This is a genomic window from Pseudoxanthomonas sp. Root65, assembly GCF_001427635.1.
In the GTDB taxonomy this organism is placed as follows: domain Bacteria; phylum Pseudomonadota; class Gammaproteobacteria; order Xanthomonadales; family Xanthomonadaceae; genus Pseudoxanthomonas_A.
Window position 1 is genome coordinate 209,086 of record NZ_LMHA01000003.1, and the last position, 25,442, is coordinate 234,527.

Sequence of the window (25,442 nt, forward strand, 5' to 3'; positions counted from 1 at the left end):
CCGGGGTGTGTCTTGTGGGAGCGACGTAAGTCGCGAAGTCCCGAGATTGAATCCACGCGCGCCGATGGAAAAGCTCGCGACTTACGTCGCTCCCACATCGGTCAACGCACTCGCTCAGTCCACGTATTCGTCGAACTTCCGGCCACCCTGGAACGGCATCAGGTGCTGGCGCACGATGCCGCGCGGCACGGTCTCCAGCTTCATCACGCCGTATTCCTCCGGCCAGTCTTCCTGCTTCGGCGGCAGCTTGAACGTGCCCATCAGCATGTCCACCAGCGGCAGGTGGATGGCGTAGTTCACGTCCAGGTAGTCCTTGTGGCGTGCGTGGTGCCAGTGGTGGTAGCGTGGCAGCACCAGCAGGTACTCCAGCCAGCCGAAGCGGATGCCCAGATTGGCGTGCGCCAGCACGGCCTGCAGGCCGACCAGGATCACGTACGCGTTCACCGCCGGCGTCGAGAAGCCCAGCACCAGCAGCGGCAGCAGCACCGCGCTGCGGGTCAGCACGATCTCCACGATATGGATGCGCGAGCCGGCCAGCCAGTCCATCTCGCGGCTGGAGTGGTGCACGGCATGGAAGCGCCAGAGCCACGGAATGTTGTGGTACGCGCGGTGCAGCAGTGCCTGCGCCAGGTCGGCCACGAACACCGCGATCAGGAACTGCGCCCACACCGGCAGCGACTGGATCGCATTCTTCAACGCGGGGAACGCCGCCAGCCCTGCGATGGTCGAGGTCGATGCGGTCACCAGGATCAGGATGAACTGCACCAGCATGTGGCTCATGAAGAAGTAGCTGACGTCGGTGCGCCAGCCGGGCCGCAGCGGCGAGATGCGGCGCTTGCCCAGGTAGTGTTCCAGCGGCACGAACACCAGCGCCGAGAAGAACAGCGAGATGACGAACCAGTCCAGCCCGAGCGAGTACGGCGTCTTGCCGATCGCGTCGAACTGCACGTTGGTGCCGCCGAACAACACGGCCAGCGTGGCACTGCCTACGCCGACCAGCGCGATGCGCTTGTTGCGGTCGCGCAGGATCGCCCAGGTACCCATCGCGAACGCGGCGGCCAGTCCGACCAGCAGCAGGTGGCGGGCGAACTGCTCGTTGTAGGCCGCGCGGAACTCCTTGCTGGTGAGCAGTTCCGGGAAATGGAAGCAGGCCACGGCCATCAGGCTCAGCAGCCCGAGCAGGGCGGATGAGTACGCGAAGAACGAGCGGCGCTGGCGTGACATGGTGCTTCCCTGGCAGGCGATGGGGATTCCTGCGCGGGATATTACGTCAGCGGATGCGGTTTCCGGCCGCATCGATGACCGCTTCGCCATCTTCCTTGTTGAAGGCTCCGCGTTGCGGCTGCGGCAGGATGTCCAGGACAGCTTCGGAAGGACGGCACAGTTTCGTGCCCAGGGCGGTCACCACGATCGGCCGGTTGATCAGCACCGGATGCGCCAGCATCGCGTCGACCAGTGCGTCGTCACCAGCATCGGCCAGGCGGAGTTCGGCGTAGAGGGGTTCCTTCGCCCGGACGACATCGCGCACGGGCACCTGCATGGCATCGATCAGCGACCGCAACGTGGCGCGGTCCGGCGGCCACTGCAGATACTCGATCACCTGCGGCTCGATACCGGCGTTGCGGATCAGTCCCAGCGTATTTCGCGAGGTGCCGCAGGCGGGGTTGTGGTAGATCGTCACCTCGTCCATTAGTACCAGTCCAGCAGCGAGATACCCAAGCCGACGTAGGTAGCCTTGTGGTTGTAGTCGATCAGGCTCTCGCCGTAGCCATGGAATACCTGCACATGGCCGCGGAACGCGCGGTTGATCGGGAAGCCGTAGTCCAGTTGCAGCGCGCCATGCGATTCATCGCCGCCCCGCAGCGAATGCCGGCCGAGCACGGTGAAGATGTGGCCGTCGCGCGCGTAGGTCAGCATCGCGTCGCCGCGGCCGATGTAGTTCTCGATATCGGGGTTGTCGTCGTCGTTGCCGTCCGGCACGCGGTACCAGGGGCGCACCACGAAGGCCCAGTTGTCGCGGTCCAGGCCGATGGTGGCGATGACGCGGTTCCAGCTGCGCGACAGCGGGTCGCTGCGGCCGTTGGACTGGTGGTTGATGCCGATGCCGGCCATCCGTCCCTTCCAGCCGGCGATGCTGTAGTTGTTGCGGAACACCAGCATCACTTCCGGTTCGTAGTTGGTCTCGCGGAACGGACGCGATTCCTCGCCGTTGTAGACCTGCCAGCGCGAGCTCTGGGTGTAGGCGCCCCAGATGTCGCCGTTGTCGCCGAACACGTTCTCCGCGAACTTGGTCTTGAAGCTCAGCTGGAACTTGGCTTCGATGTCCTGCAGTTCCTGCGCTTCGGTGACCGTATTGTCCGGATTGGGAGACGAGGGGGTCTCGTTGACCTGGCTGGTCCAGAACGCCGGCAACAGGTACATCGGCTTGTACGCACGCAACTGGAACACGCCCAGCTTGGAGTCCTTGGCCAGCTCCCAGCGGCTGTCGAGCAGCGAACCGCGGCCGGCGTTGGCGATCAGGTCGGCCTCGGCCGCGTCATCGACACGGAACCAGACCCCCATGCGTCGGCGCGCACGTTCGCTCAACGGCAGGTCGGCCGCCTTGGCCGCTTCGGCTTCGGCGCGGGCGTCGGCGCGCGCCTTGGCCCGGGCTTCGGCTTCGGCCTCCTTCGCCGCCAGTGCCTCCTGGTCGGCACGACGGGTGTCGGCGGCCGTTCGCCCCAGCGCGCTGTCGTAGCAGGCCAGGCGCGCGGCATCGTTTTCCAGCAGCAAGCAGGCTTCGGCCGATGCCGCAGCGGGCGGGCTTTCCTGCGCCTGGCTGGCGAAGGAAACAGTGACGCCGATGACCAGCGGCAGCAGTCGGGTGCGTTGCATCATGCGGGGACTCGGTCGGGGGAGGGCGACATTCTGCCAGTCGGGCGGGACGGCGCGCGTGCAGGCACGCTCAGAAGATCCAGGCGAACACGAACAGGCCGACCATCGCGAAGGTCAGGCCCAGCTTCAGCACCACGCCCAGCACGATGCCCAGCCAGGTACCCAGGCCCACCTTGGTCGCCTGCCGCAGTTCACGCCCGTGCCACAGCTCGCCGAGCAGCGCACCGACGAAGGGGCCCGCCAGCAGGCCGATCGGCATGAAGAACAGGCCGGCGAACGTACCGATCACCGTGCCCCACAGCGCCTTGCGGCTGGCGCCGACGCGCTGCGCCCCGATGGCCGTGGAAAAGATGTCCGCGGCGAACGACAGCGCGGTCAGCAGGCCCAGCACCACCAACGTCACCCAGCCGATCTGCTGGAAGTCGCCGGCCCAGGCGGCCAGCAGCATGCCCGCGAACACCAGCGGCAGGCCGGGCAGGGCCGGCAGCACCACCCCGGCGATGCCCACCAGGATCAACACCACCGCCAGGGCGTAATAGAGCATCTGGATGTCCAATCAAATCTCCTAGGGAATCAAGGGGTTGCCGGGGGCTTGACTTTTCCGTTCAAGCGTTTGCATTTTGCAAAATGCCGGGTTACTGTGCGGCCGCTGCCGTTGCCAAGGTCACCGTGAATCGTGGCCTGATGGGGTAGATCCATGATCCGCTGCATCCTTGTACCTCGCTTCCTCCTTGCAACCAGCCGCCCAGCAGGCGTATCCACCACCCGTTTCAAGGAGCAAGTAGATGTCTGATCGTGAAACCGGAACCGTCAAATGGTTCAACGATGCCAAGGGCTTCGGCTTCATCAGCCGCGAGAATGGTGAAGACGTGTTCGTGCATTTCCGCGCCATCCAGACCCAGGGCTTCAAGAGCCTGAAGGAAGGCCAGAAGGTCAGCTTCACCGTCGTGCAGGGCCAGAAGGGCCTGCAGGCCGATGCGGTGCAGCCGGTCTGAGTCTAAATCGCCGAACCGCGCCCCGGCGCGTGCTCCCATGAAAAAGCCCGGCTGACGCCGGGCTTTTTCTTTGCGCTGGGAAATGGATGCAATCAGCGGATCACCACGCGCCCGTTCTGGACGCGGACGTACGTGTTCTCGCGTACGCCACCCAAGTCGCGCTGGCTGATCGTCACCCGCCGACCATCGTCCATGCGGACGGTGACGTTGTAGGTGTCGCCGGTGGTTCGGTTCTGGATGGCGTTGCCTGCCGCCGCGCCAGCGACTGCACCGGCCACGGTGGAGACATTCTTGTTGCCTTCGCTGCCGCCGGTGCGATCCGAGATCTGGCGGCCGGCGACGGCACCGACGATGCCGCCCAGCACCGCGCCGGTGGCCGACGGCGCCGTGCGACCGGACGGCACCACGTCGATGCGCTCGACGATGCCGCAGTCGGCGCAATAGCGGTTGGCCGGTGCGCTGTTGTAGCCGCCGCCGTAGCCGCTGTTGCCGTAGCCGGGAGAAGTGCTGGCGCAGCCGGCGAGGGCGACGGTGGCGGTCAGGCCGATGGCGAGCAGACGCATGTTCATGGGTGCCTCCTGTGGGTGGTGGGGCTGCCGATACCGGCCAGCGCTTCGTCGCGCATGCTCCACAGGCGGGCGTGAACATGATGACAATCGGGCCGCTTGCGCGGCCCGGATGTCAGGTGCGATTCAGTCGCGCGCCGCGTCCTATCCGCGGAAGTCCTGATGACAGGCCTTGCAGTCCGCCCCCACTTTTTCGACCAGCGCACCGGCGGCGGCGCAGTCGGTCGGCGGTGCGCTCAGGGCGGCATCGAGATCCGCACGGAACTGGCTGGTGTGGGTCTTGAACCGCTGGTCGTCCGCGATCCCGGGAAACGCCATCTCCAGATCGTTCGCCATCGCCCGCAACGTGCGCACATGCGGAATGGTGTCGGTGGCGGCGCAGCGGTTCTGCTTCACCTTGTCGGCCAACAGCCCGGAGTGCTTGGCCATCACCTGCATCACGCTGCCGGGGAACCGGTCCTGCTTCGCCTGGATGGCACGCAGTGCCATCACCGTGCAGATGGCGCCCACCACCAGGCCGATCAGGAACAGGAACAGGTAACGCGAAGCGGCGGAAGGCTTCTTGGTCTCGGGCTGGCTGGCCATGCGGCGGGCTCCTTGTGGATGACGCAGTGATGGTACGACGGCCGTCACGGTTTGCGCCACGGCTTACACTGGTGCGATGAAGAAAGAACTCAGGGACCGGTTCGCCGGCATCGATCGTCTGTATGGCGTAGGCACGGTGGAGCGCCATGCGGCTGCGCGCGTGGCGGTAGTAGGCATGGGCGGCGTCGGATCGTGGGTGGTGGAAGCACTGGCGCGTTCGGGCGTCGGCCATCTGACCCTGATCGATGCCGACGACATCTGCGTGTCCAACACCAACCGCCAGTTGCCTGCCCTGGAAGGCCTCTACGGACGCAACAAGGCCGAGGCGATGGCCGAGCGCTGCCGCGCGATCAATCCGCTGATGGACGTCGACGTCGTACCTCAGTTCCTCACTCCCGCCAACATGCCGGACCTGCTGGATCGTGGGTTCGATCTGGTGCTGGATGCCTGCGACAGTTTCCGAGTCAAGGTCGAGATGATCGCCTGGTGCCGGCGCCGCAAGCTGCCGATCGTGGTGTCGGGATCGGCCGGCGGCCGCACCGACCCCACCCAGATCCGTCTGCGCGACCTGTCCCGCACCGAGCACGACGCGCTGCTGGCGCTGGTGCGTAAGAAGTTGCGCGCCGAGTTCAACTTCCCGAAGAACAAGGAACGCTACTTCGGCGTGCAGGCCGTCTATTCGCTGGAAAACGTCAAGTATCCGCAAGCCGATGGCACTGTCTGCGGCCTGCGCCCGCAGCTTGGCGCAGACGCGGCCCTGAAGCTGGATTGCGGCGTCGGGCTGGGGGCCGCCACCCATATCACCGGCGCATTCGCATTCGCGATGGTGGGCAAGGCGTTGGAACTGCTGTCGAAACCGCGCAGGTCGCTCGCCGCCGACGCGTGACCGGCCGAGCCGGCTCGCCCCGGCGCGCGGGAGGGACGTTCCGGCGCAAGCCATCTGTGCAGGGCCACCGCGCGGCGGGATAGTGCGCGCCCGTTCCCAGCGTCCGCCCCGCATGTATACCCGTTTTCTGCTGATGTTCGCCGGCCTGCTGCCCGTCGTCGCCGCAGCCCAGGCGTGTCCCGTCGTTCCCGATACCATGCTTGCCGCCCGCATCCACGCCGCCGGAGGCCCTGAAGCATTGCGCGTGGAGCGCGTGCCGGTGCCGGTCGCGGCCGCAGACGACGTGGTGGTGCGCGTGCACTATGCGAGCGTCAACCCCGTCGACTGGAAGCTGCAGGAGGCCGGCCGCCTGCCGTTTCCCGCGACACCGGGCGGCGATTTCGCCGGCGAGGTCGTGGCGGTGGCACCGGGCGTGACAGCGTTCGCCTGCGGTGATCTCGTCGCCGGAATCGTCGATCCGCGGGAACGTTCCGGCAGCTATGCGGAATACGTGGCGGCGCCGGTCGCCGCCCTCGCGCCTGCGCCCGTCACGTTCACGCTACAGGAAGCCGCGGCCTATCCGACGGTGGCGGTCGCGGCGTGGCGCTACGTGGTCGGTGCGGCCGATGTCCGGCCCGGAGACCGGGTGCTGGTGCACGGGGGCGCGGGCGGCGTCGGATCCATGGTGGTGCAACTGGCGAAAGCGCGCGGTGCGCACGTGACCGCCACTGCGTCAGCGCGAAACCACGACTACCTGCGGGGGCTGGGCGCCGAAGCAGTGATCGACTACCGCAGCGTCCGCTTCGAGGAGGTGGTGCGCGACATGGACGTCGTCGTCGACACGGTGGGAGGCGACACGCTGATGCGTTCGCCGGGCGTGCTCCGCGATGGGGGACGGCTCGTCACGCTGGTCGGCCAGGTGCCCGCGGCGTTGTGCACCTCCGGTCGCATCGTCTGCCCTGCGGTGCCTGCATGGGACGTGCAGGCCGGGCTGGCCGGCATGGTGCCGCTGATCGCGGCGGGGCAGCTGCGTCTCCACGTCGACGGACTCTATCCGCTCTCGCAGATCGTGCAGGCGCAACAGCACAATCGCGCCGGTACGACCCGCGGCAAGGTGGTCGTGGCCGTCGCAGCGGACAATGTCGCCAGCGCCAGCGGCGATGATGTGGCTGGCGTGCGCGTGCCGTTGCAGGCGTACCTGGATGGGCATGCGACCGGCCAGCGCCGGCACTTCGAGCGGGCCTTCGCCGAGGATGCGGTGCTGGTGGGAGTGAAGGACGGGCGCTACCGTCACTGGCCCGCGCGCGACTACATCTTGGCCTCGTCGAGCGGCCGCGTGCCAGCGGACGAGGCGCAGCGTACGCGCCGCATCCGGCAGATCACCGTGACCGGCGACGTCGCGACCGCCGTGATCGAACTGGACTATCCGGACATGAAGGCGCTGGATCACATGACTCTGCTACGTCGTGGCGGCGCATGGCACATCGTGGTCAAGGCCTACCACGCGTGGACTCCCGGGCTGGCCGACGGCGCGGTGGCGCGCTGAGTTTCAGCTGGTGGCGGGCAGCGCGAAAAGACGTTCGGCGTTGCGCGTCGTGGCGCGGGCCAGTTCGTCGGCGGGGATGCCACGCAGCGCTGCGATGACGTCAAGGACCCGTGGCAGTCGTGCGGGCTCGTTGCGTTGGCCACGGATGCCTGCATCCGGCTGGTCAGGCGCATCGGTTTCCAGCAGCAGGAATTCGAGCGGCATCGTGCGCGCGAGCATGCGCAAGCGGTTCGCGCGTTCGTAGGTGACGGGCCCGCCGAGGCCTATCAGGAAGCCCAGGTCCCACAACTGGCGCGCCTGCTCCGGACTGCCGGAAAAACTGTGCACCACGCCGCGCAGGCCGGCTGTGCGCCTGATGGCGCCGATCACGGCATCCACCGCGCGTCGCGCGTGCACGATCAGCGGCAGCTCGAACTCGCGCGCCAACCGCAGCTGGCCATCGAAGTAGGCGTGCTGTCGGTCGCGGTCCAAGCCGTCGACGAAATAGTCCAGCCCGCATTCACCAACCGCCACCGGCCGTTCCCGTTCGATCCAAGCGTTCAGCTCATCCAGGTGCTCCGGTCGGTGGTCTGCCAGGAACATGGGATGCAGTCCGTAGGCGGGAAACAGGCCGGAGTCCTGGGCGCAGACATCGCGGAGCTTCGGCCAACTCGCAGCCGACACCGCGGGCACGACTTGCCGGGTGACGCCTGCCGCCCGCGCGCGCGCCAGCGCGGCCGCGCGGTCGCTGTCGAACTCCGGCGCATCGAAATGGCTGTGGCTGTCGACCAGCATGTGTCAGCGCTGGGACGGTTCGATGGCCGGCGGCGGGTCCTTGCGACGCTTCCAGTTGGCCAGCAGCAACGTGCCGAGGCCGAACAGGATTTCATCCACGAAAGGAAACGGATCAGGCAGGAACAGCGTGACCGCAAACAAGGCGGCGGTGATCTTGAACAACGTGGGGTAACGCAGCTTTCGCGCCCAGTCGAGCAATGGCAGCAACAAGGGGTTTGGCATGACGGCGCTCGCTCTCCGCAGAGTGGAATATCGGCACGCTAGCATGATCGACATGTCACCGAAGCGTTCATTTTTTGTTCGCTTTCGCGCGTCTTCGCGGGTGCTTTGTTCAGGTTGGCAATGGTGCAATGATGACCAAGATGAATCGGGGACCGCCCCGACATGGAGGCAGCGATGAAGAGCAATACCACTACGATCCTGGTCGCCGTCGGCGCGCTGCTGGTGGGCGGTGTCGCCACGGCCGCCTTCCTCAAGGGCGGCGACAAGAGCCCGGCCGACCAGAACGGCCTGGTCACGACGGCAGATGGCGCGCTGGTCGGGGATGATGCGGCGGCGACCGACAACGAAATACCGATGGGTACGTTGCAGTACGCCACGGTGGTGAAGGCCGATCCGGTCACCAGCTCCGAGAAGCTGTATGCCACGGTGATCGGCACCGAACCGGTCCGCGAGACCACCACCACCAGCACGCCGCGCGAAGTCTGCGAGGACGTGGTGGTGCAGGAGCGCCTGCCGGAACGCGACGGCAACGTCGGTGGTACGGTCGCCGGTGCCGTGATCGGCGGCCTGCTCGGCAACCAGGTGGGCGGCGGCAGCGGCAAGAAGGCCGCCACTGTCGCCGGTGCGGTGGCCGGCGGCGCCATCGGCAACACGGTGGACAAGCGCCATGTGGGCGGCCGAGTTGTCAACCGTACCGAGCGCCAGTGCCATACCGAGAACGCCACGTCCGAGTCCTCGCGCGTCACCGGTTACAACGTGACCTACCGCAACCCGGACGGCAGCACCGGCACCATGCGTATGGACAGCAAGCCGGGCACCCGCATCGCGCTGGGCACCACCGACAAGGTGATCGGTTACGACGTGACCTATCGCTTCGAAGGCCAGGACAAGACCATCCGCCTGGACCAGAAGCCGGGTGAGCGCCTGCCGGTGATCGATGGCCAGGTGGTGACGCAGACCGCCAGCGTGGACGCCCCCGACCAGGGCTGATGGCCGGCCGGCAACGGCCTGCGTTTCAACGTGGCACCCCGCAAAGGCCGGCATTTCGCCGGCCTTTGCTTTGCGGACTGGCGCTTACCGGCGCCGAGGGCCACCGCATACAATGCGGTGAATGACTCCTGCCGGTTGAAGCGCAATGGCCCTGAACCCGTATGACCTGTTCGATGTACGTTCCCTCCTGAGCGAAGAGGAGCGCGCCGTGCAGGATGCGGTGGCCCGCTTCACCGACGAACGCGTGCGCCCCATCATCGGCGACGCCTTCGACCAGGCCCGCTTTCCGAAGGAGCTGGTGCCGGAGATCGCCGAACTCGGCCTGCTGGGTTCCTCGCTGCCCGAGAAGTACGGCTGCGCCGGCCTCAATGCGGTCAGCTACGGCCTGATCTGCCAGGAACTCGAGCGCGGCGACAGCGGCATCCGCAGCTTCGTCAGCGTGCAGTCCTCGCTGTGCATGTATCCCATCTATGCCTACGGCAGCGAGGAACAGCGCCAGCGCTGGTTGCCCGACATGGCCGCGGGCAAGGTCATAGGCTGCTTCGGCCTGACCGAACCGCACGGCGGTTCCGACCCGGCAAACATGAAGACCACCGCGCGCCGCGACGGCGACGACTGGGTCATCAATGGTTCCAAGATGTGGATCACCAACGGCAACCTGGCCGACATCGCCATCGTCTGGGCACAGACCGACGACGGCATCCAGGGTTTCCTGATCGAGAAGGGCACGCCGGGTTTCACTGCGCAGGAGATCAAGCACAAGATGAGCCTGCGTGCGTCAGTGACCAGCGCGCTGTTCTTCGACAACGTACGCCTGCCCGACAGCAGCCGCCTGCCCAACGTAAAGGGCCTGAAGGGTCCGCTGGGCTGCCTGACGCAGGCGCGTTACGGCATCACCTGGGGCCCCATCGGCGCCGCGATCGCCTGCCTCGATGAGGTGTTGGGCTACACCAAGGAACGCATCCTGTTCGACCGTCCCGTCGCCGCCACCCAGAGTGCGCAGATCAAAATGGCCGAGATGGCGCGCCGCATCACCCTGGCGCAGCTGCTGTCGCTGCAGCTGGGCCGCCTGAAGGACGCCGGCACCATGGCGCCCGCGCAGGTGTCGCTGGCGAAGTGGAACAACTGCCGCATGGCCATCGACATCGCGCGCGAATGCCGCGACCTGCTGGGCGGTGCCGGCATCACCACCGAACACGCCGCCATCCGCCACGCACTCAACCTGGAATCGGTGATCACCTACGAAGGCACGGAGACCGTGCACCAGCTGGTGATCGGCCGCGAACTGACGGGCATCAACGCGTTCTGAGGCTGACGGCTTCCGTGGCGGGAGCGAAGGTGCAGGGGAGTCGAGCGTCATCGCTCGTCGTGTCCGGTTTCTGGTGGGATGGTGTGACGTCGATGGACCTTTCCAATTTCCAGCTCGAAACTCCACGTCTCCTGCTGCGCCTGCCGCGAAGGGACGACTACGAATCCTGGGCGACGTTTGGCGCCGATGAGGAAGCCACGCGCTACATCGGTGGCATGCAGGCGCGCTCGCCGGCGTGGCGCAGCCTCGCGGCGACGCTGGGAAGCTGGCATCTGCAGGGCTTCGGGATGTTCTCGGTGATCGAGAAGGCGAGTGGTCGCTGGGTGGGTCGGGTCGGGCCATGGCAGCCGGAAGGCTGGCCGGGCACCGAGGTCGGCTGGAGCATCGCGCGGGAGGCGTGGGGCAGGGGCTATGCGCCCGAAGCCGCGGCGGCCAGCGTCGAATGGGCGTTCGACCATCTGTGCTGGAGCGAGGTGATCCACACCATCGATCCGCAGAACGCCAACTCGAAGTCGGTGGCCGCCAAGCTCGGCTCCACCTACCTGCGCATGGATCGCCTGCCCGAACCGCACCACGAGAAACCGGTCGAGGTCTGGGGCCAGACGCGCGCGCAATGGCACACACGCAGGGCCGGGCAAGCGTGACCCCGACGTCCGCGCTGCATGCAGGCTTGCACGAGGCCCTGCCGCAGATGGCGCGGACATTCCGCGATCCCTGGTGGATCATCGGCAGTGCCGCGATGACGCTGGCCGGCGTTGCCGGCGTCGTGCCGCAGGACATCGACGTGCTGTGCAGCCGTCAGGATGCGCTGCGCCTGGGCGAGGCATGGAGCGACCATGTCGATACGGACTACCGTCCCGCCGATGAAGCCCGCTTCCGTTCCGCTTTCGCGCGTTTCGTCCATCTGCCGATGCCGCTGGAAGTCATGGGCGGCTTGGAACTGATGACAGAAGCGGGATGGCAGCCCGTGCGGGTGCACGACGACATGCGTGTCGATATCGCAGGCGTCGCCGTTCGCATTCCGACGCGGCGGGAGCAACGTCGCATCCTGCTCGCGTTCGGTCGCGGTAAAGATCTCGCCAAGGCCGCCCGCCTGTCCGTTCCAGAGCATCCGCATGTCGCCTGATCCCGTCACCGTCCACGGCATGTCCAGCTCGGGCAACTGCCACAAGGTACGCTTGCTGCTGGAGCAGCTCGGCCGTCCCTACGCGTGGGTCGAAGTCGACAGCGCCCATGGCGACACGCGCACGCCCGCTTATCTGGCGAAGAACCCGAACGGCAAGGTGCCGATGCTGGAACGCGCCGACGGCTCCATCCTCGTCGAGTCGAATGCCATCCTCTGCTGGCTGGCCGAAGGCAGTCCGTATCTGCCAGCCGATGCCTGGCAGCGTGCACAGGCGCTCAGCTGGCTCTTCTTCGAGCAGTACAGCCACGAGCCGTACGTCGCCGTGGCGCGCTTCATCCGCGGCTGGACGCCGCTGGATTCGCCGCGCCGCGCCGAGCTGCCGCGCCTGCAGGAGCGGGGCGAGCAGGCGCTGGCCGTCATGGAAAAGCATCTCGAACATGCGGCCTGGTTCACCGGCCCCGCCTATGGCGTGGCCGACATTGCGCTGTTCGCCTACACCCACTGCGCGGAGGATGGCGGCTTCGATCTTTCCGCCTGTCCGCGCATCACCGACTGGCTGGTGCGCGTGCGCGCCACGCCGGGTTTCGTTCCCATGCCGGGCGTGAGCGATGAAGTTGCCGCGCGCCTGGCGGCTTCCCGATCCTGAGCGAGCACATGACTGCACATCATCCGATTCCCGCCCGCATGAAGGGCCTCAACCGTGCCGAGATCTGCGACCAGAACTTCATCGAATTCGTGAAGGCGTGGAGCGGGCGTGTCGGCGCGAAGCCTGCGGCTGGTGATGCGGTACTACCGGGCAGCAGGCTGGACGCGGAGGGTTTCATCGAATTGCTGGAATCCCAGCTGATCTCGCGGCATCTCGATCTGATGGCGCGGGTGCTGCGCGTGCAGAACAAGGTCTTCTACACCATCGGCAGCTCGGGGCACGAGGGCAATGCGATGGTCGCGCGGCTGACGCGGCATACCGACCCCGCCTTCCTGCATTACCGCAGCGGCGGCTTCATGGCCGAGCGGTTCCGCAAGCTGCCGGGGATGGATCCGGTGATGGACTCGGCGCTGAGCTTTGCCGCGAGCGCGGACGATCCCGCCTCCGGTGGTCGCCACAAGGTGTGGGGCAGCAAGCCGTTGTGGGTGTTGCCGCAGACCTCGACCATCGCCTCGCACCTGCCGAAGGCGCTGGGCACCGCCGTGGCGATCGAACAGGCGCGCCGCATCGGCCACGCACTGCCGATCCCGGACGACAGCATCGCGATCTGCTCGTTCGGCGACGCCTCCAGCAACCACGCCTCCGCGCAGACCGCGTTCAATGCGGCGGCATGGACCGCGTACCAGAAGCTGCCGGCCCCCGTGCTGTTCGTCTGCGAGGACAACGGCATCGGTATTTCGGTGAAGACGCCGGAGGGATGGATCGGACGGAACTTCCGCGACCGCAAGGACCTGGACTACTTCCATGCCGACGGCCTGGACCTGGCGACCGGCTACGGCCAAGTGCAGGCGGCCGTCGAGCATTGCCGCCGCACGCGTCGCCCGACCTTCCTGCACCTGCGCACCACGCGGATCATGGGTCACGCCGGTACCGACTTCGAGATCGAATGGCGTCCGCTTGAGGAACTCTGCGCGGTGGAAGCCACCGACCCGCTGCTGCGTTCGGCGGCGATCGCGCTGGAGTCCGGGCTGCTGTCGAAGGACGCGCTGCTGGACCTGTACGAAGCCACGCGCAGGCGTTGCTTCGCCGCCGCCGAGGACGCCGACCGCCGACCGCGCATCACCACGCTCGAACACGTGATGGCACCCGTGGCGCCCTACACGCCGGATGCCGTGGCGAAGGAAGCGGCGCGCACCGCACCACACGAGAAGCGCGTCGCCGCGTTCGGCAGCGAGGACAAGCTGCCGGAGAAGCTGCCGCCGCGTCACCTCGCCATCCAGATCAACAATGCGCTGCACGACCTGCTCTGCAAGTACCCGGAAACCCTGCTGTTCGGCGAAGACGTGGCGCAGAAGGGCGGCGTGTACACGGTGACCAAGGGCCTGCAGAAGGCGTTCAAGGGCACGCGTGTGTTCAACACGCTGCTCGACGAAACCATGATCCTCGGCCTGGCGCAGGGCTATGCCAACCTGGGCATGCTGCCGATCCCGGAGATCCAGTACCTCGCGTACTTCCACAACGCCTGCGACCAGATCCGTGGCGAGGCTGCCAGCCTGCAGTTCTTCAGCAACAACCAGTACCGCAACCCGATGGTGGTGCGCATCGCCGGTCTGGGCTACCAGCGCGGCTTCGGTGGCCATTTCCACAACGACAATTCGATCACTGCGCTACGCGACATCCCGGGCCTGGTCGTCGGTTGTCCGTCGCGTGGCGACGATGCGGCGATGATGCTGCGCACGCTGGCCGCGCTGGCCAAGGTCGATGGCCGCGTGTCGATCTTCCTGGAGCCGATCGCGCTGTACATGACCAAGGATCTGCACGAGGCCGGCGACGGCCAGTGGCTGTTCCCGTATCCCGCGCAGGACGCAGCGATGCCGCTGGGCGAAGGCCGGCTGTACAACGAGGATGCGGACGACCTGGTCATCTTCACCTACGGCAACGGCGTACCTATGAGCCTGCGTGCGGCGCGCGGCATCGAGAACAAGCATGGCTGGAAGGTTCGCGTGGTGGACCTGCGCTGGCTGGTGCCGCTCAATGCGACCTTCATTGCGGCGCAGGCGAAGACCGCCAGGCGCATCCTGGTCGTCGATGAGGGGCGCCATGCCGCCGGCGTCGGCGAGGGCGTCATCACCGCCATCGCCGAAGCCGGTTATGCGGCCCGGCCGTTCCAGCGCGTGGTCGGCGCGGACACGTACACGCCGTTAGCGAGCGCGGCCTTCCTGGTGCTGCCCGGTGACGAGGACATCGTCGCGGCGGCCGACCGGCTGGCATGATGGCGGTCCCCACCCGCTGAGGAACGGACATGGCCACGCGTCGTATCGGCGTCATCATCGGCAGCCTGCGCGCCGGTTCCTTCAATCGCCAGCTCGCGGGTGCCGTGCAGGCACTGGCGGGCGACCGCTTCGTGTTCGAGCACATCGGCATCGGCGACCTGCCGCTCTACAACCAGGACAACGATGCCGATTTCCCCGCCGCTGGCCTGCGCTTCAAGCACCAGGTGGAAGCCTGCGATGCCCTGCTGTTCGTCACCCCGGAGTACAACCGCTCCATTCCGGGCGTGCTGAAGAACGCCATCGACCTCGGTACTCGCCCCGGCGGCAGCAATTCGTTCGCTGGCAAGCGTGCGGCGGTGATCGGCACCTCGCCGGGCGCGCATGGCACGGTCTCGGCCCAGCAGCATTTGCGCAACGTGCTGGCCGCCGTGGATGTCGCGGTGCTGCCGCAGCCAGAGATCGCCATCCAGTACCGCGAAGGCCAGATCGACGCTGAGGGCACCATCACCGATGAACGCCTGCGCAAGCGGCTGCAGCTGTTCCTCGACCGGTTCGAGGCCTGGCTGTCCCCGTAGCGTGCGCCGTGCGCACGTCGCGGGATAGGTCAATCGTTCATGAGGTCGTGCGCGCAGCGCACGCTACGGCCGGCGGTCCCGCGGGCGCTCGTCCGCCAGGGTGCGTGCCAGCATGCGCCGGAACGGCGTGGCCCGCTGGCCGACACGCAGGACGGTTTCGCGCAGCAGGCGGACGGGCGCGCGATCGTCGGTGTACATCGCCACGATGGCGCGCGTGGCGAGGTAGAGCGGCCGCGCTCCGCGACGGTGGCGGCGCTCGTAGCGGATCAATCCTTCGGCGCCGCCCAGATCGCCGTCGCCTTGCAATGCTTCGCGCGCCACGACGGCCAGCCGTTCCACGCTGGCGAGTCCCAGATTGAAGCCATGCGCCGTCACCGGATGCATGCCTACGGCGGCATCGCCGACCAGCGCGAAACGGCGCCCGACGAAGCGGCGCGCAAACACGCCGACCAAGGGATACACGTGACGGCTGCTCGCGAGCCGCATGCATCCCAGGCGATGCGCGTACTGCTGTTCGATCTCGTCGGCGAACGCATCCACGTGGAGCGTCGCGAGGCGCTTCGCCGCGCTGTCGGGCAGGGTGACGACGACGGATGACAGATGGTCCCGCAGCGGCAACAGCGCCAGCGTCTGGCCGTGGCCGAACCATTCCCACGCAATGCGGTGGTTCGGTTGCTCGTGATGCATCCGGCAGACCAGCATGCTCTTGCCGAAGTCGTACTGGTTCGCCGCGATGCCCATTGCGCGGCGTGTCTCGGAGAAGCGGCTGTCGGCCGCGACCAGCAGCGAAGCCTGCAGCCTCAGGCCGCCACCCAGGATGGCCTCGGCATGGTCGTCGGTCGTGCGGACCGCATGGATGCGGGCGTCGTCGAACAGATCCAGGCCGGGCTGCTCGCAGACCGTCTTCCAGGCAGCCTCGCGGATGCGGTGGTTCGGCACCAGCATGCCGAGTTCCGGCTTGTCGGCCAAGCTCGCGTCGATACGCATGTCGTGCAGGCCGTCGCCGTCCATCACCCGGGCCGTGCGCAGCGGCGAGCAGGCAGCCTCCGGCAGGTGTTGCCAGATGCCGAGGTCGTGCAGCAAGCGCATCGATGCGTGCGTCAACGCGATCTCGCGGCCATCGAAGGCGGGCTCGGCGATGGCGGCGCGCGGCTCACGCTCCACCAGTGCCACCTTCAGGTCGAGGTCGCACAGCGCCTTGGCCAGGCACAGCCCGACGGGGCCGGCGCCGATGATGATGACGTCATGCTGCATGCGCAGGCTCCTGTCCGGATCGGGCAGCAGTCTCGGGTTGCGGCGCCAGCACGTCATTGACGTGGATCAATCGACGCGCTCAAAAACCTCAGCGGCGCAGGCCGTCCTGCAGCGGATGCCGGACGAGCCGGTGGCCATCGGCAACCAGGCCGGCACCGGCATGCTCCAGCGGCATCACCGCCAGCAACACGCTGCCGCTGCGTTCCTGTGCCACGCAGACCACTTCGCCGACATCGCGTTCGTCTTCGCGCACCGGCATGCCGTCGGCAACGGTGCCCCCGGCGGTGAAGCACTGCAACGAACGCTTGGCCTTGCCGAGGAAGTGCGTGCGCGCGACGATTTCCTGGCCCGGGTAGCAGCCCTTCTTGACGCTGTAGGCGGAAAGGCGATCCAGCGCGAGTTGTTGCGGGGTCCACTGTTCGCGCTGCGCGGACGACAGGCGGGGCAGGCCGTGGCGCAGGTCGGCGACCTGCCAGGCGGCTTGCGCTGCCGGATCTTCCTTGGCGGGAGGGCCGATGCGCCACGTGCGCGGCCCGCCGTCGCCTCCCACATCCAGTTCGAGCACGCCGTCGGCGTCGTCCAGCGCGGCGCCCTTCGCACGGACCGGCGCGGCGAACGCCCCGCCAACCGCGAGGTCGCCCGGCACGTCAATCTTCAACTTTCGTCTAAAGACGAACCTGCGCAGCGCTTCGGCGAACGCCTCGGCGGGATGGTCGGGCAACACCAGCCACAGGCGATCGGCGGAAAGCCTTGCCAACGCGAACACCGCAATCACACGCCCCTTGGGCGTCAGCCACGCATTCCACTGCCAGTGTCCCGGGGCCAGCGCGACCACATCGTTGGCGAACTGGGCGTGGGCGAAAGCCACGGCGTCCGGGCCTTCCAGCGTCACCAGCGCGTGGTCGGGCAGGCTGAAAACCGGTGCGGTGGTAGGAGAAAGGTTGTAAGCCACGGGGGCGAGGATTAAAATTTTGTGCGTTGCGAGACCGCCATGATAGGTCAAACTCCCCCGGTTCCCGACCCCGATCCCAGAACACAGCCGTCCGATACCCCACCGCCGACACCTGGCGAAGGGGCAGCAGACACGGCCGTGCAGAAGGAGATCGGTGGCCGCGACGGGCCCGAGCCCACGCGTTACGGGGATTGGGAAAAGAACGGGCGCTGCATCGATTTCTGAGCAACGCACGTAAAGCCAACGCGGTCCAACCGCCCAGCCGAGACAACGAGCGCAACGAATGGCGACTCCACAACGTCCGCTTTCTCCCCATCTGCAGGTCTACCGTTGGCAGATCCAGATGGTGACCTCCATCCTCCATCGCGCCACCGGCGTCGTGCTTGCCGCCGGTGCCTTGCTGATCACGGCGGGCCTGGTCACGCTGATGGTCGGCCCTGATGCCTGGAACTGCTTCACCGTTCATGCCGGCGCCTGGTACGGACAGGTCTTCCTGTTCGGCTGGACTTGGGCCTTTGCCTATCACCTGTGCAACGGCATCCGCCACATCGTGCAGGACTTCGCCATCGGCTATCGCATCGCCACGTTCGTGCGCAGCAGCTGGCTGTCGGTGATCGGCAGCCTGGTCATCACCGCCCTGGTGTGGGCCTATGTGCTGCTGGGAGGTGGCGCGTGAGCAACTTCCGTACGCCTATCAAGAATGCGCGCGGCCTGGGCTCGGCGAAGACCGGTACCGAACACTTCGTTCACCAGCGCCTGACCGCCACTGCGCTGGTCGCGCTGACGATCTGGTTCCTGGTGTTCGTGCTGGGCCTGGCCGGCGCCGACTACGTCACCGCCACCGCCGCCATCGCCAAGCCGTGGAATGCGATGCTGCTGGTCGGCTTTCTGGTCGCCATGTTCTGGCATGCGCAACTGGGCCTTCAGGTCATCCTGGAGGACTACATCCACAACTCGCTGCTCGCCCTCGCCGTGCAGACCACCGTCAAGTTCATCGCCGTGCTGGGCGCCATCGTGAGCGTCTTCGCCGTGGCCCGCATCGCGCTGGGGAATTGAGCCACATGTCCGCTTACAAGATCACCGAACACAAGTACGACATGGTCGTGGTGGGCGCCGGCGGCGCCGGCCTGCGCGCGACCTTCGGCCTGGCCGCCAAGGGCCTGCAGACCGTCTGCCTGACCAAGGTCTTCCCGACCCGCTCGCACACCGTGGCGGCGCAGGGCGGCATTTCCGCCGCGCTGGGCAACATGGGCGAGGACGACTGGCGCTACCACTTCTACGACACCATCAAGGGCTCGGACTGGCTGGGCGACCAGGACGCCATCGAGTACATGTGCCGCGAGGCCATCCCCGCGATCATCGAGTTGGAGCACTACGGCGTGCCCTTCTCGCGCACCGAGGAGGGCAAGATCTACCAGCGCCCGTTCGGTGGCATGACCACCAAGTACGGTGAGGGCCCGCCGGCGCAGCGCACCTGCGCCGCCGCCGACCGCACCGGCCACGCCATGCTGCACACGCTGTACCAGCAGTCCCTGGCGCACGATGCGCGCTTCATGGTCGAGTACTTCGCGCTGGACCTGATCTTCGACGAGGAAGGCGCCTGCCGTGGCGTGCTCGCCCTGGACATGGCCACCGGCACGCTGCATCTGTTCCGCGCCCATGGCGTGGTGCTGGCGACCGGCGGCTACGGCCGCGCGTATTTCTCGGCCACCTCGGCCCATACCTGCACCGGCGACGGCGGCGGCATGGTGATGCGCGCCGGCCTGCCGATGCAGGACATGGAGTTCGTGCAGTTCCATCCCACCGGCATCTACGGCGCCGGCTGCCTGATCACCGAAGGCGTACGCGGTGAAGGCGGCATCCTGCGCAACAGCAACGGCGAGCGCTTCATGGAGCGCTACGCGCCGCATTACAAGGATCTGGCCTCGCGCGACGTGGTCAGCCGCTCGATGACCATCGAGATCCGCGAAGGCCGCGGCGTGGGCGAGCACAAGGACCACATCCTGCTCGACCTGACCCACCTGGGTCCCGAAGTCATCAACGAGAAGCTGCCCGGCATCGCCGAGAGCGCCCACATCTTCGCCGGCGTGGACGTGGCCAAGCAGCCGATCCCGGTCATCCCGACCGTGCACTACAACATGGGCGGCATCCCGACCAACTACCACGGCGAAGTGGTGCGCAAGGTCGGCGACAACCCGGATGCCGTGGTGCCCGGCCTGTACGCGATCGGCGAAGCCGCCTGCGTGTCGGTGCACGGCGCCAACCGCCTGGGCTCCAACTCGCTGCTCGACCTGGTGGTGTTCGGTCGCGCGGTGGCCAATCGCTGCGCCGAGACCATCAAGAGCGGCTCGTCGCACAAGCCGCTCGCCGGCGACGCCTGCGACAAGGCGCTGTCGCACCTGGACAAGCTGCGCAACGCGAACGGCGACACGCCCACCTCCGTGATCCGCGACAACATGCAGCGCACGATGCAGTCCGACGCTGCCGTGTTCCGCACCAGCAAGACGCTGAAGGAAGGCTGCGACAAGATGGCCGACATCTTCTCCAGCTTCCAGGACGTCAAGGTCAGCGACCGCTCGCTGATCTGGAACTCGGACCTGATCGAGACCTACGAGCTGCACAACCTGCTGCTCAGTGCCGTCGCCACGATCAACTCGGCCGAACAGCGCCACGAAAGCCGCGGTGCGCATGCGCACGAGGACTTCCCCGAGCGCGACGACGTCAACTGGCAGAAGCACACGCTGGTCAACGTCGCCGACGACGGCACGTGCAGCTTCGACTTCCGCCCCGTGCACATGTACACGCTCAGCAGCGACGTGGACGTGGTGCCGCCCAAGCCGCGCGTTTACTGATGAAGCCGGGATTCGGGATTCGTGAGTCGGGATTCGCCAACGCCAACGGCGTAGCGCCCGATATGGACGAATCCCGATTCCCCAATCCCGAATCCCGGATCTAAAGCCATGGCCGAATTTTCACTCCCGAAGAACTCGCGCGTCACCAAGGGCAAGCACTTCCCCGCGAAGGGCGCCAAGAACGTGCGCACCTTCAAGGTGTATCGCTGGAACCCGGACGACGGCGCCAACCCGCGCACGGATACCTACGAGATCGATCTCGACAAGTGCGGCCCGATGGTCCTGGACGCGCTGATCAAGATCAAGAACGAGATCGACCCCACGCTGACGTTCCGCCGCTCCTGCCGCGAAGGCATCTGCGGATCGTGCGCGATGAACATCGATGGCACCAACACGCTGGCCTGCACCAAGGCCATCGGCGATTGCGGCAAGGCCGAAGTGCCGATCTATCCGCTGCCGCACATGGACGTGGTGAAGGACCTGGTGCCGGACCTGACCCACTTCTACGCGCAGTACGCCTCGATCAAGCCGTGGATCCGCACGCAGACCCCGGCACCGCCGGACCGCGAGCGCCTGCAGTCGCCGGAAGACCGCAAGAAGCTCGACGGACTGTACGAGTGCATCCTGTGCGCCTGCTGCTCGACCAGCTGCCCGAGCTACTGGTGGAATGGCGAGCGTTATCTGGGTCCGGCGATCCTGCTGCAGGCCTACCGCTGGATCATCGATTCGCGCGACGAGGACACCGGTGCGCGCCTGGACGATCTGGAAGATCCGTTCAAGCTCTATCGCTGCCACACCATCATGAACTGCGCCCGGACCTGCCCGAAGGGCCTGAACCCGGCGCTGGCGATCGCCGAGATCAAGAAGCTGATGATGGCGCGACGCGCCTGATCCCATGAGCGACTCAACTGCCACGGCGATCCTCTGGCCCGCGGTGGCGATGGCCGGCCTGACCTTCCTGGTTTGGGTCCGGCTCTACCAGCTGCGACTGGGTGAAATGGCGCGCAAGCGCATCGATGCGCAGGCGCTCGCCAGTGTGGCGGATTCGGTGCGACTGCTGGTCGATACGCGGGCGTCGGACAACTTCCGCAACATGTTCGAGCTGCCGGTCCTGTTCTACGCCGGCGTGTTGCTGGCGGCGCAGCTCGGCGTCTCCGACGGCGTCTCGCTCGCCTTGGCCTGGGCTTTCGTCGCCTTGCGTGCCGTGCACAGTCTGGTCCACTGCACGTTCAATCACGTCATGACCCGCTTCGTGGCCTATGCGCTGGCCACACTGGTGCTGATCGCTTTCTGGGTGCGGCTGGCGCTGGCCATGGTGGCGGCATGAGCGACGATCCCGAACTCAAGCGCATCCGCTGGCGCTGCCGGCGCGGCATGCGCGAACTGGACCAGTTGTTCGGCCGCTATCTGGACCGCTGCTGGGCGACCGAATCCGAGCCGCAGCGGGTGGTTTTCCTACGCCTGCTCGATTGCGAGGACGATAAGCTCTGGCGCTGGTTCATGGGCTACGAGGACTGTCCCGATGCGGAACTCGCCGCGCTGGTGGAACGGATCCGTCAACTGCCGGCTTGAGTGGCGGCCGTCGCGTCTGCTGCAGGCGTTACTGATCCTGCTGGGAGCGCTGGCGGCGGTCTCGGTGCTGGCGAGCGAAATGCCGCGCCCGTTCGCGTGGCCCGTCGCCATCGCCGCACTCGCGTTTGGCGTGTGGCGCGCACGCAGGGAAGGGCGGAAGCCCCGTCTGGCGTTCTGGTTTCCCGGCGACGACCGCATGCCCACCGTCGATGGCGAACCGATGCGCGAGGCGTCCCTGCAATGGCGGGGCCCGTTGGCGTTCCTGCGCTGGCGTCAGCGCCCTGGCGGCCCTTGGCGCCACGCGGCGTGGTGGCCCGACACGCTGCCGGCCCTGCAGCGGCGTGAACTCCGGCTTGCTGCGGGCGAGGGGGATGCTGGGCGGCATCGGAGGGATCGGGCACCATAGGCGGATGTTCAAACCCATCCCTGTCGCCATCGGCCTGCGCTATCTCCGCGCCAAGCGCCGCAACGGTTTCATTTCCTTCATCTCGCTCGCCTCCGTGCTCGGCATCGCGCTGGGCGTGATGATCCTGATCACCACCCTGTCGGTGATGAGCGGCTTCCAGCGCGAGATCCGTGACCGCCTGCTGCAGGCCACCGCGCATGCCACCGTCATGGGCGCAGGCGAGGCGATGCAGGATTGGCCCCAGGCCACCAGGACCGCCATGGCCGACCCCCGGGTGTCGGGGGCCGCACCCTTCATCCACGTGCAGGCCATGCTGACGGGCAACGCCGACCCTCAGGGCGCGCTGGTCACCGGCATCCTGCCGGGCGAGGAGCCCAAGGTCTCGGTGATCGGCGACAAGATGAAATCCGGCACGCTGGATTCGCTGCAACCGGGCGGGTTCCACATTCTGCTCGGGCAGGAACTGGCGGCCTGGCTGCGGGTCGGCGTCGGCGACAGCGTCGTGGTGACCGCCGGCGATTTCCAGGGTACGCCGATGGGCGCGATGCCCAAGATCAAGCGCTTCACCGTCAGCGGCATCTTCTCGGTCGGCCACAACGACGTGGACCGGAATCTCGCACTGGTCCACATGGGCGACCTGCAGCGCGTGCTGCGGATGGGCGACGGCGTCACCGGCGTGCGCCTGAAACTGCACGACATGTACCAGTCCTGGGACGTCGCGCGCGACCTGGCGCTGCGGTTGCAGGGCCCGTACCGCATCAGCGACTGGACCAGCGAGAACGCCAACCTCTACCACTCGCTGAAGATGGAAAAGACGGTGATGGGCATCCTGCTGTCCTTCATCATCCTGATGGGTGCGTTCTCGCTGGTGAACTCGCAGGTGATGCTGGTGACCGACAAGCAGGCCGACATCGCCATTCTGCGCACGCTGGGCCTGACGCCGCGCGGGGTGATGCAGGTGTTCATGGTGCAGGGCGTGCTGATCGGCGTGATGGGCACGGTGCTGGGCGTGGTCGGCGGCATCCTGCTGACCATCAACCTAGAATACATCCTGGCCGCCATCGAGGCGGTGTTCAAGGTGACGCTGCTCCCGCCCGACGTGTACTACATCACCGGCCTGCCGTACGAACTGAGCGGCAGCGAAGTCGTGACGATCGCGGCCGTGGCCCTGACGATGAGTTTCCTGGCCACGCTGTATCCGGCGTGGCGCGCCGCCCGCACCCAGCCCGCGGAGGCGCTGCGCTATGAATGAGGTCATCCGTTCCGCCGTGGTCCATGCCGAAGCGCTGGGCAAGACCTACGCCGAAGGCTCGCTGCGTACGCCGGTGTTCGATGGCCTGGAACTCAACGTGCAGCCCGGCGAGACCGTCGCCATCGTCGGTGCCTCCGGCGCGGGCAAGAGTACGCTGCTGCACCTGCTCGGTGGCCTGGACACGCCGACGGCCGGCGAGGTGTATGTCGCCGGCAAGAAAATGTCGTCGCTCTCCGATGCCGCGCGCGGCCAACTGCGCAACCAGGCCCTCGGTTTCGTCTACCAGTTCCACCACCTGCTGCCGGAGTTCACCGCGCTGGAGAACGTCATGATGCCGGTGATGCTCGGTGGTGCCGGGGTGGAAGCCGCGTCGGGCAAGGCAAGGCTGTTGCTGGAATCGGTCGGTCTCGGCCACCGTCTGGCGCACAAGCCGGGCGAGCTGTCAGGTGGCGAGCGCCAGCGTGCGGCGGTGGCACGCGCGCTGGTCAACCAGCCGGCCTGCGTGCTGGGCGACGAGCCGACCGGCAACCTGGATGAAAAGACGGCGGCGACGGTGTTCGAGCTGATGCTCGACCTCAACCGGGCGCACAAGACGAGCCTGGTGCTGGTGACCCACGACCGTCGCCTGGCGCGCCGGCTGGACCGCGTGCTGGAGCTGCACGAAGGCAAGCTGCGCGAACTGGCCCACGACGCCGTCTGAGCGTCGCCGGGCAGCCCGCCTCGGGCATCAATTGATGCGGGAACGGCGCATACGGGCGCCGATCCAGGCGGCCAGCCACGCCATCGGCAGGTAGGCGAGCAGCAGGTCGATGGCCTTGAACCACGTGGGCGCCGGGATCATCAAGCTCGTGGCAATCCCGCCGCACAGGAACAGCACGCCGATCACCCAGGCGAACAGCGTCTTGCGGCTGCCGGCGATCCCGTAGGCCAGCAGCGCCCCGACCAGCGTGCCCAATGCGTGGGCGAGGAAGGGCGCGATGAAGTGCTTCGGCTGCAGCAGGGGCATGGCCTGTTGCAGGCCTTCGGCAGTGGTCATGTCGACGCCAGGCGGCGGCGAAACCAGCGCGGGCCCGAGCATGACGATCGCCATGTTCACCACGCTGCCCAAGACCAGGCCGATGGCGACGGCCGCGATGTTGCGCAGGATGTTGGGCATGGTGGCGCTCCCGGTCATGTGGCCCGCATCTTACGCTTGCGGATGGGCGGGAGAGGGGTGGCGGGTATCGTTTGGGCGGAAGGCGTTGCTGCTGACTGGCGTAGCGCAGGCACGAGCCCGATGCCACGAAGCAGGGTGGCTTGAACGACGTGTCAGGCCTTGGCCACGACGGGCCGAAAATCATCCACCAACCGTTTCCTGCTGCTCCGCTCGTACTCGGCAGGCGAAAAGGGCATGGCCGAATCAGCGTAGTCGTCGATGAGTGCCAGGAGTTCTTCTTTCGAGATGTTGGCAGGAAAAGAAATGCTGCAGTTCGCCGTGATGTCTATCAGCCTTTCTTGAAGAATCTCCTTTCTTGCTATCCCAACTCCCGTTGAAGGATCAGCGACGCAGAGTCCGAAGGTGCCATTGAAGAAGTAGGGGAGATAGCCCTGGATCTTTGCTTCTATGGCTTCCTTGGTACCGCAATGAGCTGCCAGGGAAGATCTGAGCTCTTCGACCAGTTCCGCCAGCACGGCTGCCCGCTCCGATCCTGCTGGAGCCTGATCGGCAATCCTGACCCACCGGATGCATTCAGGCCTGTAGTACTCGCCTGTCAACGAGTCCTCGATCGGTGTTTCTCCGAACACGGCGGAAGAAATCGAAGCTCCGT

32 protein-coding genes are annotated in these 25,442 nt (G+C 66.8%); 20 read left to right on the forward strand and 12 right to left on the reverse strand.

The window, feature by feature from the left end; genetic code table 11:
* Positions 1-114 precede the first annotated feature (114 nt).
* From ASD77_RS15685 to ASD77_RS15700, 4 genes are all read right to left on the reverse strand, one after another.
* On the reverse strand, positions 115-1,224 hold the full coding sequence (locus ASD77_RS15685; RefSeq protein ID WP_055944102.1) for a sterol desaturase family protein: 1,110 nt from the start codon (positions 1,222-1,224) through the stop codon (positions 115-117).
* Positions 1,225-1,270: 46 nt separating this feature from the next.
* The gene (arsC, locus tag ASD77_RS15690; RefSeq protein WP_055944105.1) at positions 1,271-1,690 is read right to left on the reverse strand and encodes an arsenate reductase (glutaredoxin); all 420 of its coding nucleotides are present in this window, start codon (positions 1,688-1,690) and stop codon (positions 1,271-1,273) included.
* A complete protein-coding gene (locus ASD77_RS15695; protein WP_156383723.1) occupies positions 1,690-2,874 on the reverse strand; it encodes a phospholipase A in 1,185 nt (394 codons plus the stop codon). Before ASD77_RS15695 ends, arsC begins: the two co-directional genes overlap by 1 nt.
* 70 nt (positions 2,875-2,944) lie before the next feature.
* Positions 2,945-3,430, reverse strand: coding sequence for a DUF456 domain-containing protein (locus ASD77_RS15700; protein WP_055944111.1), 486 nt, complete (start codon positions 3,428-3,430; stop codon positions 2,945-2,947).
* Between the two features lie 229 nt (positions 3,431-3,659).
* On the opposite strand from ASD77_RS15700, the gene ASD77_RS15705 reads away from it, so the two are divergent.
* Complete coding sequence (locus ASD77_RS15705) at positions 3,660-3,869, forward strand: cold-shock protein (protein WP_055944114.1); 210 nt, start codon at positions 3,660-3,662, stop codon at positions 3,867-3,869.
* A gap of 92 nt (positions 3,870-3,961) precedes the next feature.
* Here the strand turns inward: ASD77_RS15705 and ASD77_RS15710 are convergent, their stop codons facing one another.
* Together ASD77_RS15710 and ASD77_RS15715 are read right to left on the reverse strand one after the other, a co-directional pair.
* Positions 3,962-4,438, reverse strand: a complete 477-nt coding sequence (locus ASD77_RS15710) for a glycine zipper 2TM domain-containing protein (RefSeq protein WP_055944117.1) — start codon at positions 4,436-4,438, stop codon at positions 3,962-3,964.
* A 141-nt stretch (positions 4,439-4,579) separates the two neighbouring features.
* On the reverse strand, positions 4,580-5,020 hold the full coding sequence (locus ASD77_RS15715; protein WP_055944120.1) for a cytochrome c: 441 nt from the start codon (positions 5,018-5,020) through the stop codon (positions 4,580-4,582).
* A gap of 76 nt (positions 5,021-5,096) precedes the next feature.
* Here ASD77_RS15715 and ASD77_RS15720 point away from each other — a divergent pair, with 76 nt between their 5' ends.
* Both ASD77_RS15720 and ASD77_RS15725 read left to right on the forward strand, forming a co-directional pair.
* Positions 5,097-5,906 carry a tRNA threonylcarbamoyladenosine dehydratase gene (locus ASD77_RS15720; protein WP_055944123.1) on the forward strand — a complete coding sequence of 270 codons (810 nt, stop codon included), beginning with the start codon at positions 5,097-5,099 and terminating at the stop codon, positions 5,904-5,906.
* A 133-nt stretch (positions 5,907-6,039) separates the two neighbouring features.
* Positions 6,040-7,431, forward strand: a complete 1,392-nt coding sequence (locus tag ASD77_RS15725; protein WP_162247643.1) for a nuclear transport factor 2 family protein — start codon at positions 6,040-6,042, stop codon at positions 7,429-7,431.
* A 3-nt stretch (positions 7,432-7,434) separates the two neighbouring features.
* Here the strand turns inward: ASD77_RS15725 and ASD77_RS15730 are convergent, their stop codons facing one another.
* Positions 7,435-8,205: a TatD family hydrolase gene (locus ASD77_RS15730; protein WP_055944129.1), complete on the reverse strand. Its 771-nt coding sequence runs from the start codon at positions 8,203-8,205 to the stop codon at positions 7,435-7,437.
* A gap of 3 nt (positions 8,206-8,208) precedes the next feature.
* On the reverse strand, positions 8,209-8,427 hold the full coding sequence (locus ASD77_RS15735; RefSeq protein WP_055944132.1) for a DUF6116 family protein: 219 nt from the start codon (positions 8,425-8,427) through the stop codon (positions 8,209-8,211).
* 174 nt (positions 8,428-8,601) lie between these two features.
* On the opposite strand from ASD77_RS15735, the gene ASD77_RS15740 reads away from it, so the two are divergent.
* From ASD77_RS15740 to ASD77_RS15770, 7 genes are all read left to right on the forward strand, one after another.
* Complete coding sequence (locus ASD77_RS15740; RefSeq protein WP_055945022.1) at positions 8,602-9,417, forward strand: glycine zipper 2TM domain-containing protein; 816 nt, start codon at positions 8,602-8,604, stop codon at positions 9,415-9,417.
* Between the two features lie 145 nt (positions 9,418-9,562).
* The gene (locus ASD77_RS15745) at positions 9,563-10,726 is read left to right on the forward strand and encodes an acyl-CoA dehydrogenase family protein (protein ID WP_055944135.1); all 1,164 of its coding nucleotides are present in this window, start codon (positions 9,563-9,565) and stop codon (positions 10,724-10,726) included.
* Positions 10,727-10,818: 92 nt separating this feature from the next.
* Positions 10,819-11,370, forward strand: a complete 552-nt coding sequence (locus ASD77_RS15750; protein ID WP_055945023.1) for a GNAT family N-acetyltransferase — start codon at positions 10,819-10,821, stop codon at positions 11,368-11,370.
* Positions 11,371-11,465: 95 nt separating this feature from the next.
* The gene (locus ASD77_RS15755; protein ID WP_200947416.1) at positions 11,466-11,852 is read left to right on the forward strand and encodes a hypothetical protein; all 387 of its coding nucleotides are present in this window, start codon (positions 11,466-11,468) and stop codon (positions 11,850-11,852) included.
* Complete coding sequence (locus ASD77_RS15760; RefSeq protein WP_055944141.1) at positions 11,842-12,498, forward strand: glutathione S-transferase family protein; 657 nt, start codon at positions 11,842-11,844, stop codon at positions 12,496-12,498. The genes ASD77_RS15755 and ASD77_RS15760 overlap by 11 nt, the downstream gene beginning before the upstream one ends.
* A gap of 8 nt (positions 12,499-12,506) precedes the next feature.
* The gene (locus tag ASD77_RS15765) at positions 12,507-14,771 is read left to right on the forward strand and encodes a thiamine pyrophosphate-dependent enzyme (RefSeq protein WP_055944144.1); all 2,265 of its coding nucleotides are present in this window, start codon (positions 12,507-12,509) and stop codon (positions 14,769-14,771) included.
* Between the two features lie 29 nt (positions 14,772-14,800).
* A complete protein-coding gene (locus ASD77_RS15770; RefSeq protein ID WP_055944147.1) occupies positions 14,801-15,346 on the forward strand; it encodes an NADPH-dependent FMN reductase in 546 nt (181 codons plus the stop codon).
* 63 nt (positions 15,347-15,409) lie between these two features.
* On the opposite strand, the gene ubiM is transcribed toward ASD77_RS15770, so the two are convergent.
* Together ubiM and ASD77_RS15780 are read right to left on the reverse strand one after the other, a co-directional pair.
* Positions 15,410-16,600 (reverse strand): 5-demethoxyubiquinol-8 5-hydroxylase UbiM, encoded by a 1,191-nt coding sequence (gene ubiM, locus ASD77_RS15775; RefSeq protein ID WP_055945026.1) that lies wholly within the window; start codon positions 16,598-16,600, stop codon positions 15,410-15,412.
* A gap of 88 nt (positions 16,601-16,688) precedes the next feature.
* A complete protein-coding gene (locus ASD77_RS15780) occupies positions 16,689-17,552 on the reverse strand; it encodes a folate-binding protein (RefSeq protein ID WP_235578564.1) in 864 nt (287 codons plus the stop codon).
* A 39-nt stretch (positions 17,553-17,591) separates the two neighbouring features.
* Between ASD77_RS15780 and ASD77_RS17860 the strand changes: the two genes are divergently transcribed.
* From ASD77_RS17860 to lolD, 10 genes are all read left to right on the forward strand, one after another.
* A complete protein-coding gene (locus ASD77_RS17860; RefSeq protein WP_082563366.1) occupies positions 17,592-17,777 on the forward strand; it encodes a DUF1674 domain-containing protein in 186 nt (61 codons plus the stop codon).
* A 58-nt stretch (positions 17,778-17,835) separates the two neighbouring features.
* Positions 17,836-18,228, forward strand: a complete 393-nt coding sequence (gene sdhC / locus ASD77_RS15785) for a succinate dehydrogenase, cytochrome b556 subunit (RefSeq protein WP_055944150.1) — start codon at positions 17,836-17,838, stop codon at positions 18,226-18,228.
* A complete protein-coding gene (gene sdhD, locus ASD77_RS15790) occupies positions 18,225-18,608 on the forward strand; it encodes a succinate dehydrogenase, hydrophobic membrane anchor protein (RefSeq protein WP_055944153.1) in 384 nt (127 codons plus the stop codon). Before sdhC ends, sdhD begins: the two co-directional genes overlap by 4 nt.
* Positions 18,609-18,613: 5 nt before the next feature.
* Positions 18,614-20,404, forward strand: coding sequence for a succinate dehydrogenase flavoprotein subunit (gene sdhA / locus ASD77_RS15795; RefSeq protein WP_055944156.1), 1,791 nt, complete (start codon positions 18,614-18,616; stop codon positions 20,402-20,404).
* A 108-nt stretch (positions 20,405-20,512) separates the two neighbouring features.
* Complete coding sequence (locus ASD77_RS15800; RefSeq protein WP_055944159.1) at positions 20,513-21,295, forward strand: succinate dehydrogenase iron-sulfur subunit; 783 nt, start codon at positions 20,513-20,515, stop codon at positions 21,293-21,295.
* Between the two features lie 4 nt (positions 21,296-21,299).
* Entirely contained in the window at positions 21,300-21,731 is a 432-nt protein-coding gene (locus ASD77_RS15805) for an MAPEG family protein (protein ID WP_055944162.1), read from the forward strand.
* Complete coding sequence (locus tag ASD77_RS15810) at positions 21,728-21,976, forward strand: succinate dehydrogenase assembly factor 2 (RefSeq protein WP_055944165.1); 249 nt, start codon at positions 21,728-21,730, stop codon at positions 21,974-21,976. Before ASD77_RS15805 ends, ASD77_RS15810 begins: the two co-directional genes overlap by 4 nt.
* Positions 21,927-22,382: a hypothetical protein gene (locus tag ASD77_RS17865; RefSeq protein ID WP_082563367.1), complete on the forward strand. Its 456-nt coding sequence runs from the start codon at positions 21,927-21,929 to the stop codon at positions 22,380-22,382. Before ASD77_RS15810 ends, ASD77_RS17865 begins: the two co-directional genes overlap by 50 nt.
* A gap of 4 nt (positions 22,383-22,386) precedes the next feature.
* Positions 22,387-23,634 carry a lipoprotein-releasing ABC transporter permease subunit gene (locus ASD77_RS15815; RefSeq protein WP_055944167.1) on the forward strand — a complete coding sequence of 416 codons (1,248 nt, stop codon included), beginning with the start codon at positions 22,387-22,389 and terminating at the stop codon, positions 23,632-23,634.
* The gene (lolD, locus tag ASD77_RS15820) at positions 23,627-24,334 is read left to right on the forward strand and encodes a lipoprotein-releasing ABC transporter ATP-binding protein LolD (protein ID WP_055944170.1); all 708 of its coding nucleotides are present in this window, start codon (positions 23,627-23,629) and stop codon (positions 24,332-24,334) included. Before ASD77_RS15815 ends, lolD begins: the two co-directional genes overlap by 8 nt.
* 27 nt (positions 24,335-24,361) lie before the next feature.
* Here the strand turns inward: lolD and ASD77_RS15825 are convergent, their stop codons facing one another.
* Together ASD77_RS15825 and ASD77_RS15830 are read right to left on the reverse strand one after the other, a co-directional pair.
* The gene (locus ASD77_RS15825; protein WP_055945032.1) at positions 24,362-24,790 is read right to left on the reverse strand and encodes a hypothetical protein; all 429 of its coding nucleotides are present in this window, start codon (positions 24,788-24,790) and stop codon (positions 24,362-24,364) included.
* Positions 24,791-24,942: 152 nt separating this feature from the next.
* Positions 24,943-25,419 carry a DUF6058 family natural product biosynthesis protein gene (locus ASD77_RS15830; protein ID WP_055944173.1) on the reverse strand — a complete coding sequence of 159 codons (477 nt, stop codon included), beginning with the start codon at positions 25,417-25,419 and terminating at the stop codon, positions 24,943-24,945.
* Positions 25,420-25,442: the final 23 nt, after the last annotated feature.

What these genes read in the sequence shown, in the direction of transcription:
- ASD77_RS15685 (WP_055944102.1), bottom strand. Translation starts at nt 1,224, where the DNA reads ATGTCACGCCAGCGCCGCTCGTTCTTCGCGTACTCATCCGCCCTGCTC.
- arsC (WP_055944105.1), bottom strand. Translation starts at nt 1,690, where the DNA reads ATGGACGAGGTGACGATCTACCACAACCCCGCCTGCGGCACCTCGCGA.
- ASD77_RS15695 (WP_156383723.1), bottom strand. Translation starts at nt 2,874, where the DNA reads ATGCAACGCACCCGACTGCTGCCGCTGGTCATCGGCGTCACTGTTTCC.
- ASD77_RS15705 (WP_055944114.1), top strand. Translation starts at nt 3,660, where the DNA reads ATGTCTGATCGTGAAACCGGAACCGTCAAATGGTTCAACGATGCCAAG.
- ASD77_RS15710 (WP_055944117.1), bottom strand. Translation starts at nt 4,438, where the DNA reads ATGAACATGCGTCTGCTCGCCATCGGCCTGACCGCCACCGTCGCCCTC.
- ASD77_RS15715 (WP_055944120.1), bottom strand. Translation starts at nt 5,020, where the DNA reads ATGGCCAGCCAGCCCGAGACCAAGAAGCCTTCCGCCGCTTCGCGTTAC.
- ASD77_RS15720 (WP_055944123.1), top strand. Translation starts at nt 5,097, where the DNA reads ATGAAGAAAGAACTCAGGGACCGGTTCGCCGGCATCGATCGTCTGTAT.
- ASD77_RS15725 (WP_162247643.1), top strand. Translation starts at nt 6,040, where the DNA reads ATGTTCGCCGGCCTGCTGCCCGTCGTCGCCGCAGCCCAGGCGTGTCCC.
- ASD77_RS15730 (WP_055944129.1), bottom strand. Translation starts at nt 8,205, where the DNA reads ATGCTGGTCGACAGCCACAGCCATTTCGATGCGCCGGAGTTCGACAGC.
- ASD77_RS15735 (WP_055944132.1), bottom strand. Translation starts at nt 8,427, where the DNA reads ATGCCAAACCCCTTGTTGCTGCCATTGCTCGACTGGGCGCGAAAGCTG.
- ASD77_RS15740 (WP_055945022.1), top strand. Translation starts at nt 8,602, where the DNA reads ATGAAGAGCAATACCACTACGATCCTGGTCGCCGTCGGCGCGCTGCTG.
- ASD77_RS15745 (WP_055944135.1), top strand. Translation starts at nt 9,563, where the DNA reads ATGGCCCTGAACCCGTATGACCTGTTCGATGTACGTTCCCTCCTGAGC.
- ASD77_RS15750 (WP_055945023.1), top strand. Translation starts at nt 10,819, where the DNA reads ATGGACCTTTCCAATTTCCAGCTCGAAACTCCACGTCTCCTGCTGCGC.
- ASD77_RS15755 (WP_200947416.1), top strand. Translation starts at nt 11,466, where the DNA reads ATGACGCTGGCCGGCGTTGCCGGCGTCGTGCCGCAGGACATCGACGTG.
- ASD77_RS15760 (WP_055944141.1), top strand. Translation starts at nt 11,842, where the DNA reads ATGTCGCCTGATCCCGTCACCGTCCACGGCATGTCCAGCTCGGGCAAC.
- ASD77_RS15765 (WP_055944144.1), top strand. Translation starts at nt 12,507, where the DNA reads ATGACTGCACATCATCCGATTCCCGCCCGCATGAAGGGCCTCAACCGT.
- ASD77_RS15770 (WP_055944147.1), top strand. Translation starts at nt 14,801, where the DNA reads ATGGCCACGCGTCGTATCGGCGTCATCATCGGCAGCCTGCGCGCCGGT.
- ubiM (WP_055945026.1), bottom strand. Translation starts at nt 16,600, where the DNA reads ATGCAGCATGACGTCATCATCATCGGCGCCGGCCCCGTCGGGCTGTGC.
- ASD77_RS17860 (WP_082563366.1), top strand. Translation starts at nt 17,592, where the DNA reads ATGATAGGTCAAACTCCCCCGGTTCCCGACCCCGATCCCAGAACACAG.
- sdhC (WP_055944150.1), top strand. Translation starts at nt 17,836, where the DNA reads ATGGCGACTCCACAACGTCCGCTTTCTCCCCATCTGCAGGTCTACCGT.
- sdhA (WP_055944156.1), top strand. Translation starts at nt 18,614, where the DNA reads ATGTCCGCTTACAAGATCACCGAACACAAGTACGACATGGTCGTGGTG.
- ASD77_RS15800 (WP_055944159.1), top strand. Translation starts at nt 20,513, where the DNA reads ATGGCCGAATTTTCACTCCCGAAGAACTCGCGCGTCACCAAGGGCAAG.
- ASD77_RS15805 (WP_055944162.1), top strand. Translation starts at nt 21,300, where the DNA reads ATGAGCGACTCAACTGCCACGGCGATCCTCTGGCCCGCGGTGGCGATG.
- ASD77_RS15810 (WP_055944165.1), top strand. Translation starts at nt 21,728, where the DNA reads ATGAGCGACGATCCCGAACTCAAGCGCATCCGCTGGCGCTGCCGGCGC.
- ASD77_RS17865 (WP_082563367.1), top strand. Translation starts at nt 21,927, where the DNA reads ATGCGGAACTCGCCGCGCTGGTGGAACGGATCCGTCAACTGCCGGCTT.
- ASD77_RS15815 (WP_055944167.1), top strand. Translation starts at nt 22,387, where the DNA reads ATGTTCAAACCCATCCCTGTCGCCATCGGCCTGCGCTATCTCCGCGCC.
- lolD (WP_055944170.1), top strand. Translation starts at nt 23,627, where the DNA reads ATGAATGAGGTCATCCGTTCCGCCGTGGTCCATGCCGAAGCGCTGGGC.
- ASD77_RS15825 (WP_055945032.1), bottom strand. Translation starts at nt 24,790, where the DNA reads ATGCCCAACATCCTGCGCAACATCGCGGCCGTCGCCATCGGCCTGGTC.